Source organism: Alloiococcus sp. CFN-8 (assembly GCF_049943125.1).
In the GTDB taxonomy this organism is placed as follows: Bacteria; Bacillota; Clostridia; order Clostridiales; family Clostridiaceae; genus JAEXZL01.
Window position 1 is genome coordinate 1,020,542 of record NZ_CP188040.1, and the last position, 17,017, is coordinate 1,037,558.

13 protein-coding genes are annotated in these 17,017 nt (G+C 38.7%); 2 read left to right on the forward strand and 11 right to left on the reverse strand.

Annotated features, from left to right (window positions below; genetic code table 11):
- Position 1 precedes the first annotated feature (1 nt).
- The 10 genes from ACPWSR_RS04450 to ACPWSR_RS04495 all read right to left on the reverse strand — a co-directional run bounded on the left by ACPWSR_RS04450 (position 2) and on the right by ACPWSR_RS04495 (position 12,065).
- The gene (locus ACPWSR_RS04450) at positions 2–1,933 is read right to left on the reverse strand and encodes a LicD family protein (RefSeq protein WP_426350503.1); all 1,932 of its coding nucleotides are present in this window, start codon (positions 1,931–1,933) and stop codon (positions 2–4) included.
- The gene (locus ACPWSR_RS04455) at positions 1,930–3,012 is read right to left on the reverse strand and encodes an NAD-dependent epimerase/dehydratase family protein (protein ID WP_426350504.1); all 1,083 of its coding nucleotides are present in this window, start codon (positions 3,010–3,012) and stop codon (positions 1,930–1,932) included. Before ACPWSR_RS04455 ends, ACPWSR_RS04450 begins: the two co-directional genes overlap by 4 nt.
- Positions 2,978–3,742 (reverse strand): IspD/TarI family cytidylyltransferase, encoded by a 765-nt coding sequence (locus ACPWSR_RS04460; protein ID WP_426350505.1) that lies wholly within the window; start codon positions 3,740–3,742, stop codon positions 2,978–2,980. The genes ACPWSR_RS04455 and ACPWSR_RS04460 overlap by 35 nt, the downstream gene beginning before the upstream one ends.
- A gap of 22 nt (positions 3,743–3,764) precedes the next feature.
- On the reverse strand, positions 3,765–4,895 hold the full coding sequence (locus ACPWSR_RS04465; protein WP_426350506.1) for a CDP-glycerol glycerophosphotransferase family protein: 1,131 nt from the start codon (positions 4,893–4,895) through the stop codon (positions 3,765–3,767).
- Positions 4,876–5,613, reverse strand: a complete 738-nt coding sequence (locus ACPWSR_RS04470; RefSeq protein WP_426350507.1) for an ABC transporter ATP-binding protein — start codon at positions 5,611–5,613, stop codon at positions 4,876–4,878. Before ACPWSR_RS04470 ends, ACPWSR_RS04465 begins: the two co-directional genes overlap by 20 nt.
- Positions 5,614–6,399 carry an ABC transporter permease gene (locus ACPWSR_RS04475; protein ID WP_426350508.1) on the reverse strand — a complete coding sequence of 262 codons (786 nt, stop codon included), beginning with the start codon at positions 6,397–6,399 and terminating at the stop codon, positions 5,614–5,616. It abuts the gene before it with no gap.
- Positions 6,400–6,426: 27 nt separating this feature from the next.
- The gene (locus tag ACPWSR_RS04480; protein WP_426350509.1) at positions 6,427–7,188 is read right to left on the reverse strand and encodes a glycosyltransferase family 2 protein; all 762 of its coding nucleotides are present in this window, start codon (positions 7,186–7,188) and stop codon (positions 6,427–6,429) included.
- Positions 7,176–8,576, reverse strand: a complete 1,401-nt coding sequence (locus tag ACPWSR_RS04485) for a sugar transferase (RefSeq protein ID WP_426350510.1) — start codon at positions 8,574–8,576, stop codon at positions 7,176–7,178. The genes ACPWSR_RS04480 and ACPWSR_RS04485 overlap by 13 nt, the downstream gene beginning before the upstream one ends.
- A 247-nt stretch (positions 8,577–8,823) precedes the next feature.
- Positions 8,824–9,060, reverse strand: a complete 237-nt coding sequence (locus ACPWSR_RS04490; RefSeq protein WP_426350511.1) for a hypothetical protein — start codon at positions 9,058–9,060, stop codon at positions 8,824–8,826.
- 149 nt (positions 9,061–9,209) lie between these two features.
- A complete protein-coding gene (locus ACPWSR_RS04495) occupies positions 9,210–12,065 on the reverse strand; it encodes a GH25 family lysozyme (RefSeq protein ID WP_426350512.1) in 2,856 nt (951 codons plus the stop codon).
- A gap of 255 nt (positions 12,066–12,320) precedes the next feature.
- On the opposite strand from ACPWSR_RS04495, the gene ACPWSR_RS04500 reads away from it, so the two are divergent.
- Together ACPWSR_RS04500 and ACPWSR_RS04505 are read left to right on the forward strand one after the other, a co-directional pair.
- On the forward strand, positions 12,321–13,421 hold the full coding sequence (locus ACPWSR_RS04500) for an LCP family protein (RefSeq protein WP_426350513.1): 1,101 nt from the start codon (positions 12,321–12,323) through the stop codon (positions 13,419–13,421).
- Between the two features lie 45 nt (positions 13,422–13,466).
- On the forward strand, positions 13,467–14,339 hold the full coding sequence (locus tag ACPWSR_RS04505; protein WP_426350514.1) for an aldose 1-epimerase family protein: 873 nt from the start codon (positions 13,467–13,469) through the stop codon (positions 14,337–14,339).
- Positions 14,340–14,537: 198 nt separating this feature from the next.
- Here the strand turns inward: ACPWSR_RS04505 and ACPWSR_RS04510 are convergent, their stop codons facing one another.
- Positions 14,538–16,907, reverse strand: coding sequence for an ATP-dependent DNA helicase (locus tag ACPWSR_RS04510; RefSeq protein WP_426350515.1), 2,370 nt, complete (start codon positions 16,905–16,907; stop codon positions 14,538–14,540).
- Between the last annotated feature and the right edge of the window lie 110 nt (positions 16,908–17,017).

The window sequence follows — 17,017 nt, forward strand, 5'->3', positions numbered from 1 at the left end:
ATTAGTCCTCCCTTGTTATGGATGGAGTGGTTTTCCCTTTTATTCTGTAGTCAACATACTCTCCTAAATCCATCAACACGATGCTGTGGCTGGTTCTTCTCTTGCTTACAGGAATCATAGTTTTATAATCTCCGTAAAGATAGGTCAGATACTTATCGTACTCCTTGGGAACGGGAAGCTTGAAGCCATGAAAATCTACTAAGATAGCTTCATCTAAATATTCCTTGGGAAATACTCCTCTACCTATGTTCCTTCCCATACCATCATAAAGATATCTTGAAGCCTTGCGGTTCTTATAAAAGGTTAGGGCCATTTCCTGCCATTTCTCCAAAAGTCTCATAGGCATAATATTTTTGAATACCGTTGCTATTCTACAGAGAAATGGATGCCTTCCTCCACTTTTAATAGGGGTATTGCCCCACTTATTAAAAACAAGAGAGCGAGTAAGTCTTGTGAGGTTTATATGGAGCTTCTGGAAAAATGGGGAGTTGGAGGTTTTGTCGTGACAGACTACATCCATGAAAATTCCATTGTGCATATCCATAAACTTCCCGGTGAATACTGTGGCAAAGAGGGTGTTATTTATCCTTATTTTGCTGAATACATTATGATTTAATTCTTCAGTTCTTGGAACTTGATAAAAGAGATTGGAGGGAAGCTCCCTTTCAATTATGGAGCAGAACTTATCATAATCCTCCCTAAGCATCATCACATCAGCATCATCATCCCAGGGAATAAAGCCTCCATGCCTTATAGCTCCAAGGAGGGTTCCTCCTGCAAGGAAATACTTGATATCATGCTTTTTGCAGATCCTGTCTATCTCTAAAAGGTAGCCTAAGAGTATTTCATGAACGGTATCAAGCTTTCCAAAATAGGAATTATCAAAGATGAAGATATCTTTTTCCTTAAGTAAGCTTTCAACCTTTAATATGAGTATATCCTCCATGGATACACTTCCCTGCCATCCATAGTGAGGAAGGAGCTCTCCATATAGAGCACAGCCCTCTGGAACTATCCCCTCATGGTTTTTTAATAATATCTCTCCTTTTCCTGGGAACCTTTGATATAAAACCTCTACAAGCTCACCAATGGTTTTTGTACACCCTCTGCTTACCAGGTTGTAAACCTTAGGAGGATACTGATTAAGGGTATGAAGAAGAGCCGTCATAAGATCACTTATATAGAGGAAGCTGTAGCTTCTGGTGCTTCTCTTATACACCTGCTCCTTTTCTGCTATGAAGGCTTCTAAAAGCTCATCAATCCACCTTCCTTTAAAGGAAATTTCCGGTCCAATGATTATTCCACATCTTAAGATGGTCCAGTTAAATTTATACTGATTTCCATGACAGGCACAGAGAGCTTCATAGGTTCTGAGGAGCTGACCTTCTAAGGAATTCTCTGAATCCAACTCCATGGCTCCAAATTCATGCTCTGATATATAAAAACCCTCTGATACCTCGCCATAAGCTCTATAATCAGAAAGTAATATATAATTCTCTGGCTTTAGCTTTCCTGCCAGCTTCAGAGCCTTATTGGCGTTTTCTAAGACCATGGCATTAGATATTTTCTCCTCCTTAAGAGAAAGAGAGCATATTCCTGTATCTATTATGTAAGCTACTGAGTCCTCGGTGTAGCTGTCAAAGGTGTAAAAGGATATATCCTCCCTATCCTTTAATAACGAATAAAGAGAACTATCTTCTTTTCCTTCTACCGCTGCTCTGAGTTCCAGAAGCTTAACCTTTATATTAAGGTTCCTACTGTCATTTAAAGAAAGAAAGCTATATACTATAGCTTCCATTAGAGGATTATCCTTATAGCCTAGGACCAATATTTCTTTATTTTTAAGAGAGCCATAGGGATAGCCTTTAAGCTCCCCCATGGCTACTGCATAATCCTGTTGATATTCATTTAATATATCCTGAATCTTAATCATCTATTTTGTTCCTCTACTATTTCTGCAGCGGTACGAATGCCCTCTTTAAGGCCAACCCTTGCTTCCCAGCCTAAGGCCTCCAGTCTTTTAGAATCAAGAATTTCAGGAGTTTGAGAGAAAAGAGATATATCCGGCTCCACCTCATCCTCCTTGTTGGCAAAGGAAAGAGTGAGTCCTTTTTCAGGGAAGACATTCACTGCTTCTCGGGCAAAGCCTCTTATAGTAATATTAGAATGCTCTGCAGCTATGTTATAAGGAAGATTTGACTCACCCTTTAAAAGAATGTATAAAAGAGCTGAGGCCGTATCTCTAACATAGCAGAAGGAACGGTAGGCACCACCATTGCTCTTTAATAATATGCTTTGATTTTTTACTACATTTGCTATAAACTGAGCCCACACCCTATCATCCGTAAGAGAGGAAGGTCCATAGATATATGAAGGCCTTGCAATCTTAACATCCATTCCGTACTGCTTATGATAGGAGGCACAAAGAGTTTCTGCAGCTCTTTTTCCCTGTGCATAGCAGTTTTTATAGGAGGTATGGTCTATATAACCTACCATGTCCTCTGTAAGAGCTGATGCTCCATTGTGAACAGCACCATAAACCTTCAGGCTTGAAATCATAAGGGTAGCCTTAGCATTACATTCTCTAGCATATTCCAATACATTTATAGTTCCTGTGAGATTTGCATTTATAGTTCCAACAGGATCATTCTCATAATGCCATGCACTGGCCTGGCTGGCTGCATGTATTATATAATCAGCCTTTTCTTCAAGAGCAAAGGGAGAGCATACATCCTGAACCACAAGCTTGAAGTCACTTCTTTCTAAAAGCTTCTGATATTTTTTCTCTGCTCTTTCCCTGCTTCTTACAAGACCTACAACCTTTATATTATCCTTGTACAGGTCATTTCTTATAAGAAGGGCTAAAACTAGATAATAGCTTATAAAGCCTCCTGCTCCCGTAATAAAAACCGTAGAATTCTTTAATTTTTCCCAAGGCAGCCTTTCTTCGGCTATTGGTTTAATGTCTTCATATACCCTAGACGTTACTTGTGAGGAAATTAGACTCTCCATATCTCAACGCTTCCTTTGCAAAAGTTTTATAGTGCTCATAGTAATAAGCAGCTCTTAAGGTTTCTAAATCCTCAGGAGTAGTCACCTTAATATTATTTCTTTCACCGATAAACAGCTGAACTGTTTCTCCCAGCTCTATAAATAGCTCGCTGGAGGATACAGGGTTTAATATATTTCTTTTATAAGCCTCCTCATGAGCCCATAGGATTTTTTCCATGGTGTAGCCCTGTGGTGCTTGAGTTATGTACATGCTGCTTCTCTTATAGCTCTTATCGCAGTTATAGCCATCCTCACTATATAAGAGTGAGTCAATGCTTGCAGTTACAGGAACGGCAGTACCATGCTCTCTGGTTATCCTGATGCAATTAGATATTAATTTTTCTGATAGCATAGGTCTTACACCATCGCAAATTAATATGATGTCCTGGGGATCCTTAGCATACTCAGCTACCTTCACAACCCCATTGTGAATAGAATCGAAGCCTGTTTCTCCACCAGGAACTATGGCCACAACCTTTTTTATGTTAGCCTTAGCAATAAGCTCCTGTAAATAATCTATCCAGTCCTCCTTACAGGCCACAACTATGTTATCCACCTGTGGATGCTTATCAAAGTGCTCAATGGTTCTGATTATTATGGCCTTTCCATCCACCTCTAAAAATTGCTTTGGTATTTCCTTGGATTTCATCCTTGCTCCTACTCCACCTGCAAACAACATTGCTGAAATCATTTTTCATTCCTCCTCTTACTATTTATAGCTTAATCCCTATTTCTTTTAATATTCTTTCTGTGGATTTACCATCACAGGCTGACATATATTTTTCTCTAAAAGTCTCTGTCCTTTTAGGATTATAGCTACGATGCTCAGAAAGCACCGCATCTGTAAGATTTTCTTCTTCTGTAACAATAATCCCAGGAAGCTCTGAATAATCTATGTAAAGACCTCTTTTATCTATATACTCCTGAAGATCTGGAGCATATAAAACTAGAGGCTTATCAAGAAGCACATAATCAAAAAGCACTGATGAGTAATCCGTTATAAGAAGATCAATAACCGGCAGTAGCTCTTCTGTAGGAATACTGCTCTCTCTAAGGTCACAACATTTATTCATATGTGGATGAAGCTTTGTGATTACGTACCAATCCGCTCCCAGGTCTCTCTGTAGCTTTTCTATAGCCTTCCCACCAATGACATGTGGGTTTCCTGCCTTACCTCTAAAGGTGGGGGCCCACAAAATAACCTTCTTGCCCTTAGCCTCTGGGTGATATTTATAAAACCTCTCTAAGCACCTTTCCTTATACTCCTCTTTGAAAAATCTATCGGTTCTGCTTATCCCAAGAGCCTTTACTATACCCTTTTCCTGCCTCATAGCCCTTTCATATACAGGGATACAGCAGGGTGCACTAACAGATATCAGGTTATAATTTTTGAACACATTCCCTCTATAATAGGCGGGAATATCATCCTTGGTATCATAGGCATATTTCTTAAGTATTCCCCCGGCATGCCAGAGCTGAACCACAGTGGTTTCCTTCCTTTTATTGCAGGACGCCACTGGCAGGAAGTTATCACATATAAATACAACCCTAGCTCTGCTGTATAGCTTCATAAATGAAATCATCCTTAAAAGATTCCTAATATAGCCTTCATTTTCCCTTCTAAAAAAGGTTACTACCTTATATCCGCCGTCCTTTAAGACTCTATATACCTCCTCCATGCTGTAGGGAAGCTCGCTTTTATGCCCATCGGCAAGGATTATCAAATCCTCCTCCACAGGCCTTCTGCTATAGAACCAGTATACTGTTGGGAATACCAGGGCCTGCATAACCATCTTTATAAGCTGCTTAAAGAGAAAGCCTAACCTAAGACATAAACTCTTCATAAGCAGGCAGGACCTCCTCTACAGAGCCCTGCATCTTTATAACTCCCTCGTGAAGCCATAATATGCTGTCACAGAGCTTTCTTAAGGTGTCAGAGCTGTGAGATACAATTATTACAGTCCTGTCCTTATCCTGAATAAGCTCCTGCATCTTTTTGTAGCTCTTTTTCTTAAACTTGGCATCTCCCACGCTAAGAACCTCATCTATGAGCATAATATCTGTTTCTAATATGGCGGTAATAGAGAAGGCAAGCTTTGAATACATACCACTGGAATAGGTCTTAACAGGCCTATCGATAAATTTTCCCAGCTCAGAGAACTTAATTATCTCCGGCATTTTTTCTTTTATCTGCTCCTCTGAAAATCCCAATAGCATACCGGAGAGAAATATATTTTCCCTACCTGTAAGCTTCTTTTGAAAGCCTACCCCGATAGAAAGAAGGGATATGGTATTATCAAAGATATCAATACTGCCTTCATCTGGTGAAAAGATTCCTGCTATTGCTCTTAAAAGAGTGGACTTTCCACTTCCATTCTTACCTACTATCCCCATGATTTCTCCCTTAGGAACATCAAAGGATATACCCTTTACTGCTTCAAAGGTCTCAACCTTACTCTTTCTAAGCTTCAACAAGCTCTTTCTTATAGACATTTTATTTAAGCTGCGGTAGCGAATCTTTAAATCTCTTACCTCTATAGCATTGGTTCTTTTATCTTTCATCTATATCACCTTTATGTAGCTGTTCTCGTATTTGTATATTGTTCTAACACCTAAAATTGAAAGCACAAGTCCTACTAAAAACCATATAAGTATTAGCTTTATGTGAGGCGTAGTAGAGTATAATAACACGTTTCTCATATCCATCATCAATAGCGCCAGAGGGTTATAGGTCATCACAAGCTTACTTATATTTTCTGGAAGATTTGTCTGTATGGAATAAAAAACTCCAGAAAAGTAGAAGACCATCTTTAAAGCAACATTTATAACATTAGAAAGATCCTCTACAAAAACTCCAAAGTGTAGAAGTAGAGTACTGAATCCAAAGGTTAATAAAAATAAAGTAATAAATATAGGAATAACATATATAAGAAGAAGTGGATTCACAGGAACCCTATAATAACCCATAAGGAGTATTACCAGGGCAAAGGATATAAACATCTTAAATCCGTTAACTCCCATCTTCACAAAAATCAGCATATATTTAGGTATATAAACCTTTGATACTATAGAGCTATTACTAGTAACCAGCTTTACAGAATTCTTTAAGGTCTTCTCAAAAAAGCTCCATAGTGAAAGTCCTATAAACACAAAAACTGCTACGTATTGAAGCTGCTTGCTAAAAACCACTGTATAAACAAAGGTGTAAACAAGCATAAAAAGCAGCGGATCAAGTATCCACCAGAGCCAGCTAAGGTGGGAGTTTGCCACCTCTGACTTCAGCTCTGATTTAGCAGAGTAAATAGTGTATTTATAATATTTTTTAATATCGTTAATGAACTTAGTCATGTTATCTCCTTTAAAAACTCCATAGTTCTAAATATATTTTTTAATTCCATGGAAGGCATAGGAACAAAAAAGCTTTAATGAGGAAAATCTCCCATAGCCCATGTGCCTATACACTCCATAGGTCATCTTGGCAGATTTCAGCTTATTTCTTGACTTACCACCCTCACTAAGGCGATATTTTAATAAAGGTTCATTTATAGCTACGGCTCTTATATATTTTTTTAATATGCTGAGCCAGGTTATATAATCCTCATGAAGGTTATCATTACCCATGGGAAATTCTAAGGCTACCTCTCTATTTAAAACCACCGAGGAGCAGTTTATTGAATTATGCTTTAATAGCTCCTTATAGGTTAGCTCCTCCCTGACAGGTATAACCTTGCCCGTAGAGCTGCCATCAGGGTTCATAAGCTCTCTCCCTGTGGAGCAAAGCACTGCTCCTTCCTTTTTCATAAGAGCCAGCTGCTTTGACAGCTTTCCTTCCTCCCACCAATCATCACTATCTAGGTAGGCTATGTAGCTGCCATTAGCAGCTTTTACTCCTTTATTTCTAGAGGCTGCTACCCCACTATTTCTTTCATTTTTTAAAAGCCTAAACTCCTTACCCTCAGGAAGCTTCATTCCTTCCTTTAGCTCTAATAGCCTTTTATAGGTATCATCTGTAGAACAGTCCTCAATAACAATGAGCTCTAAGTCTGGCTCCTGAATCATCACAGACTCTATAGCCTTAAGAATATACTCCTCACAGTTATAGGCGGGCATTACTACAGAAACCTCTACTCTTTCCATTTACTCACCAGCTTTGCATTTTCTTTTTCCTTAGGGTTATTTTTTCTGGCATCCTTCTGATGTGTATCTACTCCCTCAGAAACCTCCTTCAGGAAGAATATTCTGCAGGTTAATAGTATTATCTTTAGATCCAGAAACAGCGAATAATTCTCAATATAAAACAAATCAAGCTTAAGCTTATCGTAGGGAGTGGTATTATACTTGCCATAAACCTGAGCATAGCCTGTAAGACCTGCTTTCATTTTTAGCCTATAGCTAAACTCCGGAATATCCTGACAGTACTTCTTCATTATTTCCTTACGTTCTGGCCTAGGACCTACCAGCGACATATCACCCTTTAATATATTGATAAGCTGAGGCAATTCATCAAAATGAAGATTTCTAAGAATCCTCCCCACAGGAGTGATCCTATCGTCATTTTTACTAGCCAGTCTTGCGCCATCCTTTTCCGAATCCACCTTCATGCTTCTAAATTTATAGATTTGAAATTCTCTCCCATTTAGTGTTAACCTATTCTGCTTATAAAATACAGGTCCCCGGTCATATAGTTTAATGAGCAGTGCTGATACAGCCATTACAGGAAAAGTCACCACAAGACCAATAAGGGATAAGCTTATATCCATAAATCTCTTCATAATAGCCTGTCCTTCTTGAGGCCCCATATTTCTGCAATATAATAGTGGAGTATCAAAAAGATGAATCTTCTCAGAGCCAAGAACTATAATGTCTGATATCTTTGGAGTGATATAGCAGCCAATGGATCTTTCCATGCAATGCTTCACCAGGGTATTTCTTATCTCATCGGTAAGATCCCAGAGGATGACACTCTTATAGCTACCAATCTTTTTATAGACAGCCTCCTCACCAGCGGCTATATCTATCATCTCACTAACATCATATTTATCTCTTCTCTTATTTAGCTTCTCTATAAAATCCCCAGGATCTCTTCCTCCGTAGATAACCAGCATCTTCTGCGGCGGATAAAGTCTCTTGTAAATGTAGCTGCAGGTAAACGTCCAGAAAAATACAAGAATAATATCAATAAAAATCATATAAACAATAGGCTCATAAGGCATAAAATCCCTATTAATCAGTGACATCTGAAGATATGACACAAGGTTTGTACATATAGACGCTAAGGACATAGAATACAAAATGTCCTGACTTTTCAGATAACCAATTCTAAATCCACCGAATAGCTTACTAAAAAGCAGCACAATAAGGCCATACAAAGCAACCAAGGCCCAGTTCCCTCTATTCCAGAAGGGTAAAAATATGAGTTTTCTATAAAAAGTAAACCAAAAATAAGCAAAAACTCCCGTCTCAGCCGCTATAATTAAAAACTTCAAAACAATTGTTGCAACCCTTTTAAATACATTATTTTTCATCACAATACCTCTACTCTTTTACTTCCTTCTCAATCTCTAAAGAGTTTATCAACACAGTCGTATTTTGTCAATATATCACTATTTATAGTGTATTTTGATATAAATATTGGTAAATATAGTACCTTTTAAAATCATTAACTAATTTAAATTAACTTTTATAACAACTCACAAGCATATACGCACATTTTCACCAAAGGATCTTCCAACAGGTTACCTCATACTTATCTTAAAATAATGGACTTCTACCTCAGACAACCCTCACCACCACAAAAACAATGAACCTCCCCCGCCGGACAAGCTCCCCCCACACGCAATAAACCTCCCCGCTGGACAAGCCCTCCATCATACTCCTTCCCCAACAAAAAAAGAGCCCCCTCCCAGGACGCCCCCTCACGCCCCAGAAACAAGCTCTTCTCTCTCTGCTCTTATCTTTTATCTTTTGCTTTTTGCTCTTTGCTCTTTCACCTATTGGCTCCCAGCCCAAAAATCTCCCTATTAGCCCTCAGCTAATAATTTCCCTCCGCTCTCGTCCCTTATCTCTGCTCTCTTCACTCTTAGCTCTTACTTCTTACTTCTTACTTCTTACCTCAGCTATTCTCTCTTCTCTCTTCTCTATTCTCTATTCTCTATCTTTTAACTCATCTTCAAATACCTCTCAATCACATACCCACTATACCCCTTACCATCCTTAGTGAACTTAACCTTATACCAAGTCTCACCAGCAGAATTTACAGCAGAACCAACCACCGTAACCTTCTGCCCCTTAGAAACGGAAGTAACCACAGAATGGCTTGTAGAGGCCCCACTGCGAACATTCAGCACGTTTGCTGTCACTGTGGCTGTAGCACTCTTAGTAGCAGCAGTTAATTCTGAGGAATAGGAACCATAAGCGGTATTACCATATTTTTTGTAGGCTCTTACTTTATATTTATATGTAGTAGCCGGCTTAAGACCTTTGTCAGTATAAGTATTTTTATCAGCTCCTGAAAGGGTAACGATCCTTTCATATTTTTTAGAAACAGAATTATATCTATATACTTGATAGCCTGTGGCTGAGCTTATTTTTTTCCAGGTAAGCTTTACGGCAGAAGCGCCCGCAGCACTCATTTTCAAGCCTGAAACCTTACTCGGCTTAGTTGCAACAGAAACAACATCGGAATAACTACCATAGTAATTTTTATTTACTATATTGCTGTAGCCTCTTACCTTATATTTATATCCCTGTCCTGCACTTAGAGTTTTATCTGTATAGGAGGTTTTGCCTTTACCCTTTAATGTAGCTATCTTTTTGTATTCTTTCACAGAGGTATCATATCTATAAACCACGTATCCTGTAGCACCCTCCATCACTCTCCAGTTAATTGTTGCAGAGGAGGTTGTACTTTCTTGGACCTTAACCTCTTGAACCTTATCAGGTCTTAGTTTAAAATATGTATCCAGCACATAGCCGGTATAGCTTTTGCCACCCTTAGAGAACTTAATTTGATACCAGAGCTCTCCTTTAGAATTCCTTACCTTTGATAAAATCGCAGCCTCTTGATACCTTGAAGCACTGGTAACAACAGCATGGTTTGTCCCCGCTCCTTTTCTTATATTTAAGGAGGTTGCGGATATTATCCCCTTGGAGGTGGTAGTGTATACAGCATATTCATCGGAAGGCTCACCGTAATAATAGTCGCCACCCTTTTTATAAGCTCTTACCTTATATTTATATTTAGTACCTACCTCTAGGCCCTTATCAGTATAGCTATTTTTGCTAGCACCGTTGAAGGTAGCTAAAGTAATATATTTTCCTGTTTCTTCATCATAACGGTATACTCTGTACCCTGTGCCCCCAGTCTGCTTCTTCCAAGTTAGGGTAACACTATTTTTAGTTGCCGAGGAGAATTTCAACCCTGTTACCTTAGTAGCTCTTGTAGCCATGGTTATTGCCGAGGAAAATTTCCCGTAGTAATTTTTACCCCCTACGGTTTTATACGCCCTGATCTTATATTTATAAGCCGTTCCTGATGGAAGTCCTTTATGTGTATAGCTTAAAGTATCAGGATTCTTTATAGTTGCTATCTTGGTGTAATCCTCTTTACTTAAATCATAGCTGTATATTTCATAACCAGTGGCTCCTGAAACCTTATTCCAACTGAAGGATAAGGAGTTAATTGTGCTTTTCCCCACGGTTAGACCTTTAACCTGCACAGGAGCATGATTTAAAGTTACCATTGCCTCCTCTGAAAAGCTGCCATAATTATTCCCTGAGGATAGATTATAATAAGCTCTTACCTTATAGCTAAATTCACCTCCAGAGCTTAAGCTATCATCAACAAAGCTTGTACTAGCAGCTCCTATAACCTCTGCAAGCTTAGAATAGCTATTCTTACCCGGATCTTTTCTATAAATTTCATAACCATAAGCTCCAGGCACCTTGTCCCATCTTATCTCTGCAGTAGTACTATTCTTAACAGAAGACTTAAGATTCTTCACCTTCTCCGGTGATGATAAATATCTAAAATTTGAGTCTACATTTCCCTTTACTCCAGCTATTCTACCTGTTTCTGCATACTGCCAGTAATCATATTCTCCTTGATAGCCAGTCTTAGTAGTATAATTTGCAAGCCAAATAGGATATTCTTCCTGAAGCTCATTAGCTTGCAGCTTATTCTCCAGCATATATCTATTTGCATATATCATAGCTGTATAACCATTAGCCTCAATGGTATCACAAAAGGTATCTACCACAGCTGTTGCTTCATCCCGTGAAAGATTTGCTTCGTACAGCCTTCCTGTATTACCGCTGCTATTAGAAGCATATTCAAAATCCATAACTAGTGGAAGCTCAAATTCATATCCTTTCACAAGTCCTAAAAAATACTCCGCCTCCGCTACTGCTTCCTCCTGACTTATTGCCTGAGAAAAAAAATAAGCTCCTACATCTATGCCTCTAGCCTTAGCAGCCTGAATATTTTCCTTAAATCTTATATCTGCATTATAGCTTCCACTGCTTCCATAGCCTCTATAGCCTGCCCTTAGTATGACAAAATCAATTCCGGAATTCTTTACAGCATCCCAGTTTATGGTACTCTGATGCTGAGATACGTCGATTCCATGAAGAATCTCTGAATTATTATAGCGACTATTATGAATATAGCTTAACCCTGTAAGGCTACCATTAGCTATGGAGTAATTCCCCTGGTCATCGCCATAGTACACAGGACCATTATCGTGAGCTTCATTTCCATCCTCATATTCATCATAAAATCCTTTTGAAGGATAGCCAGAAGCTCGTCCACTTTGCGGATCGTCTTCCTGGGAAGAAGCAGCTTCAGAAGCCTTCTCTTCATATATAGGGTTCTCCTCTCCTTGAATCCCAACACTATTCTTTTCTGCTATCTCTATACTGGTTTCTTCCTTAGCTTGAGCATTTATATGCCCTATAGAGAAGAAAAATATTGCCGCAGCTATAGATGCAGTAATCCTAAATCTTTTTATGGCCAACTCCTCCTTTACAACAAAAAACACAATATTTTCATATAAATTTAAATATAACCCATAATATTATATTGAAAAATTCATTATTTATAAACATATTTATTAAAAAAAGCATTTATTATGTTGTTTTATGTAAATTTATTAATTATTATAGATAGTATATTGTCACAATCTAATCTCTATATATTTTATTTATAATGTTCTAATTTTTTTGTTATATTAACAGATTGTTTATCGAAAAGACCATTCTAATATAATATAATGTTAGTTATTGCAGACTTTCTTTCGATAAACTATCTAGCAATAATAAAGGTTATAGAGAAATTCTACGAAGATAAATCTAGCACTGGAGGAACAATGAAAGAAAGTAACAAAGCAAATAATAAAAGAAGCAGCAAAGGCTTTAAGAGAATCCTTAGCGCCTTTGCCTTTACTGTTGTAATAGCCCTTGCATTAGTCCTAGGCTACGGCTATCATACCTTGAGCTCTGTAAGCCATGATAATCTTGAGGATAAGGATTTAGGAATACAGGAGGAAAGCTTCACAGAAAATGATGGTATAATAAATATATTGCTCATGGGAATTGATAGCAGGGCAAAAGACTTTACAGGACGCTCTGATGCTATGATGATTCTTACCATAGATCCAGTTCATGACAAGCTAAAGCTAACTTCTTTAATGAGAGATTCCTATGTGGAAATAGAAGGGTTCGGTTACGACAAGCTTACCCATGCCTATGCCTACGGCCAGGGGTATCTAGCAGTGAAAACAGTAAACACAAATTTTGGCCTGAATATCGAGGATTATGTAGTTGTGGACTTTAGCGGTCTAGAGACAATGGTAGATCAGCTGGGAGGTATAAATATAACCCTCACAGAGGAGGAGATATCCCCTCTAAACACGAATATTGAAGAGCAGTCAAGGCTTCATAATAAAGAAGCAGACTACATATATGAGCCCGGTAGCCACCATATGAATGGCCTTCAGGCAGTGGCCTATGCAAGAATCAGAAAAACCTCTGGTGGAGATTATCAAAGAACCGAAAGGCAGAGAGAGGTTCTAGAGAAAATGCTTTATAAGCTCAAGGACTCTGATATTACCACCTTCGTTTCCTTAGTAAAAAATATGCTCCCTTATGTGAAAACCAGCTTAGGAAGCAGTGAAATTATAAGCCTGGGAACTAAGGTATTTACCTCAGATATCAATACAATTGAGCAAAAACGCTTCCCCTTAGATGATTATTCCTACGGAGGCTTTGCAAATAACAGATGGCATCTAATGTACGATGTAGAGCCTACAAAGGAGCAGCTTTATGCCTATCTATTTGAGGATATAGCTCCAGAAGAAGGCGCTGTAGACTAGCTATTAAAACATATTTACTTAAATATTATTAAGGAGAGGATTAACATGGATTACACCTTAGAAAATCAATACCTTACTCTCACCTTCCGTTCACAGGGGGGAGAGCTTACCTCTATTAAAAGCAAGAAGGACGGCCTAGAATATTTATGGAAGGGAGATCCAGAATATTGGAGCTACCATTCTCCAGTGCTTTTCCCTACCATAGGCAAGGTTATAAACAACGAATATCGCCATGAAGGAAAAACTTATCCCTTAAAGCAGCATGGCTTTGCAAGGCTTATGGACTTTGAAGGGGAAAGCTCTGATGATTCCATGTCCTTTACCTTAAAATACAGCGAAGAAACCTTAAAGATATATCCCTTTAAATTTGCACTTACATTAACCTATACCTTAAAGGGAAATAAAATAAGGGTAGATTATAAGGTAGAAAACCTAGACGAAGGAACAATCCACTTCTCTATTGGTGGACATCCTGCCTTCATGTGCCCTCTCTTCCCAGAAGAAGCCTTAGAGGACTACAGCATAGTTTTCAACAAGTCTGAGGACATAGAGCTTATACCAATTACTCCAGAAGGCTTTTTCAAGAGAAAGAAGCAGCATTTTGGCACAGACATGGATTACATTCCATTAAGATTAGAGCTTTTCCAGGAGGATGCTCTGGTTTTCTCAAAGCTTAAGTCCTCTACCATAGCCATTAAAAGCTGGGACCACGATAGAAGCGTAACCATGGACTTTTCAGAGTTCCCTTATCTAGGAGTCTGGACAAAAAAAGAAGGGGCACCCTTCATCTGCCTGGAGCCCTGGCAGGGTCACGGTGACTATGAGGATTTCACAGGAGAGCTTAAGGACAAGGAAGGCAGCATAGCCCTAGAAAAAGGAAATACCTTTACCATAGGCTATACCTTAACCATAAATTAATCCAATAAGCATATTAACCTATAACCATGTTAAGCTATAATATGCTAATCCAATAAACAAACTATCTTTAATGAATAAAATAGCTTATAAAAAAAGATTAACCTCCTTTTACAGCTGGAGGTTAATCTTTTTCAGTTTACATCATCCATTAATATTAGCTTCTCTATATCATCCCTCTAAGAAGCTCTATATCCCAATTCACTCCACCATATCCCAAAAGCTCAGAAGCTCCTCTTTAAGCTCCATAGAGCTTCTTATAACCTTATAAGGAAGCCATTCCTGAGGCATGAGCTTTTCATAGCTCCCCTGTAGATACCTATCATCGATGAGAAGCGCTGCTCCCTTATCTCTTTCTGTTCTGATTATTCTGCCCACTCCCTGAAGAACCTTATTCATGCCAGGATATACATAGGCAAATTCATAGCCCCTACCCTTTTCCTTCTGAAAATAATCTCTCAGTATATCTCTTTCAGGATTGAGCCTTGGAAGTCCTACTCCTACCACTACAGCTCCAATAAGCCTATCTCCTGCAAGATCTATACCCTCAGAGAAGATTCCTCCTAGAACACAAAAGCCCACAAGAGTATCAGGATTATCCGCTCTAAAGGAGCCAAGGAAGGCCTCTCTCTCCTCCTCCTTCATATCCTCCTGCTGAACCAGAAGAGGAATATCATTAAACCTTTCAGAAAATCGTCTATGAATTTCCTTAAGATAAGCGTAGGAAGGGAAGAATATAAGATAATTTCCCTTTTTTACCGTAATAAAGGTATATATGTAGTTTAGTACTGCCTCGTAGGTCTGCTCTCTATTTTTATATCTAGTGGATATAGGAGCAACAGATATGTGGATATTCTCCTCAGGAAAGGGTGAAGGCAGCTTCATCCTATAATCCTCCTGATTATCCCCACCTAAAATATCCTGAAAATAATCTATTGGAGTAAGGGTGGCAGAAAAAATTATCTCTCCCTTAGCTCTTTTCATTGCCTGCTTAAGATTGTGAGAAGGATCCATACAGAAGAGCTTAAGCCTAACCTCCTTATCAGAAAGGTCTATATAGCTCACATAATGAGAATCATAAAGCTCTGTTATATTTAAAAAGCTATTTACCTTAAAGAATAGATCTAATAGCTCCTCATAGCCTTCAGTGCCAGCACTCTTAGAAAGATATTCCTCCGCTTCTCTCTGAAAGATTCTAAGAGGCTTATAGATATCCCCAGGCTCCTTTTCGCTCACATGAAAGACCTCTCCCAGCTCCTCGCAGAGATGCCTAAGGGCAATAAACTCAGAATTAACTTCTCCCAAGGCCTTATAAAGCTTTGGAGCCTTCCCCTTCATTAGCTTTTTAAGCTTTAAAAAATCACTTTTTATCAGCTCTGCTGAATACATCTCCCGAGCTCTATCCACCAGATTATGTGCCTCATCTATCAAAAACACATAAGACTCCCGGGAAGGATTATCAAAGAATCTCTTTAAATATACCCTGGGATCAAAGGCATAATTATAATCACAGATAATAGAATCAGCCCATAAGGATAAATCCAAGGAAAATTCAAAAGGACAAACCCTGTACCTTTGAGCATATTCCTCTATTATTTCCCGGGTAAAATTATCTTCCTTAGTTATCACCTCAAAGAGTGCCTCATTAACCCTGTCAAAATGACCATGGGCATAGGGGCATTCCTCGGGACTGCAGGAAGCCTCACCGGCACAGAAGCATATTTTATCCTTAGCAGTAAGGGTAAGCACCTTCAGCTTCAACCCCTCACCCTTAAGCCTTTGAAAGGCTTCCTCTGCTACACTTCTGGTTATGGTCTTTGCCGTGAGATAAAAAATCTTGGAAGCTCTCCCTTCACCTAAGGCCTTAACGGAAGGAAATATGGTAGATATTGTCTTACCAATTCCTGTAGGAGCCTGAACAAAAAGCCTTTTACCTTCCTTTATAGTTCCATAGGAGGCCACAGCCAGCTCCCGCTGCCCTTTTCTGTAATAAGGAAACGGAAAGGCTACCTTTTCTATGGAGCTATTCCTCTCCTTCTCCCATTTAAGGGTATTTTCCGCCCAAAGATAATATTTATCTAAAATATCATAGAAGAAGTCATGGAGCTCCTCCTTTTTATATTCCTTGGTGAAGCTTTTTACCTCCTCAGTAGCCAGGGAAAAATACCTGAGCATCACAGAAATCTCTGTTAGCCCCATTTCCTCACAATGCATGTAGGCGTAGCACTTGGCTTGAGCCCAATGGAGCCTATTATAGTCCTCCTCTATGAGGGACAGATCTCTGGTGGTGCTCTTAATCTCTTCTATTACCTTCTTCCCATCCAGCTCTATTACCCCATCAATTCTTCCCTCCACCACAAGGTTTAGCTCCTTATAGGGTATTCTCATCTTTATATAAACCTCAGACTGATATTTAGGAAACTCCTTTTCATTGATTTTCTGCAGCTTCTGATGAGCTCTGGTACCTTCAACAGCCCTGCTGCTGGTCATAAAGCCACTATCTATGCTTCCTTCTCTGAGGATAAATTCTATTAAATTTCTAACAGAAATTGACACTTCTCTTTCTGACATTTAAACTACCTCATTTATTGTTTTATAGGTCATATCATTTTGTAATTATTTTATGTATATATTATTCCATAAGAAGTATAAAAGATAAAGTAATAAGATAGGTCGTAATT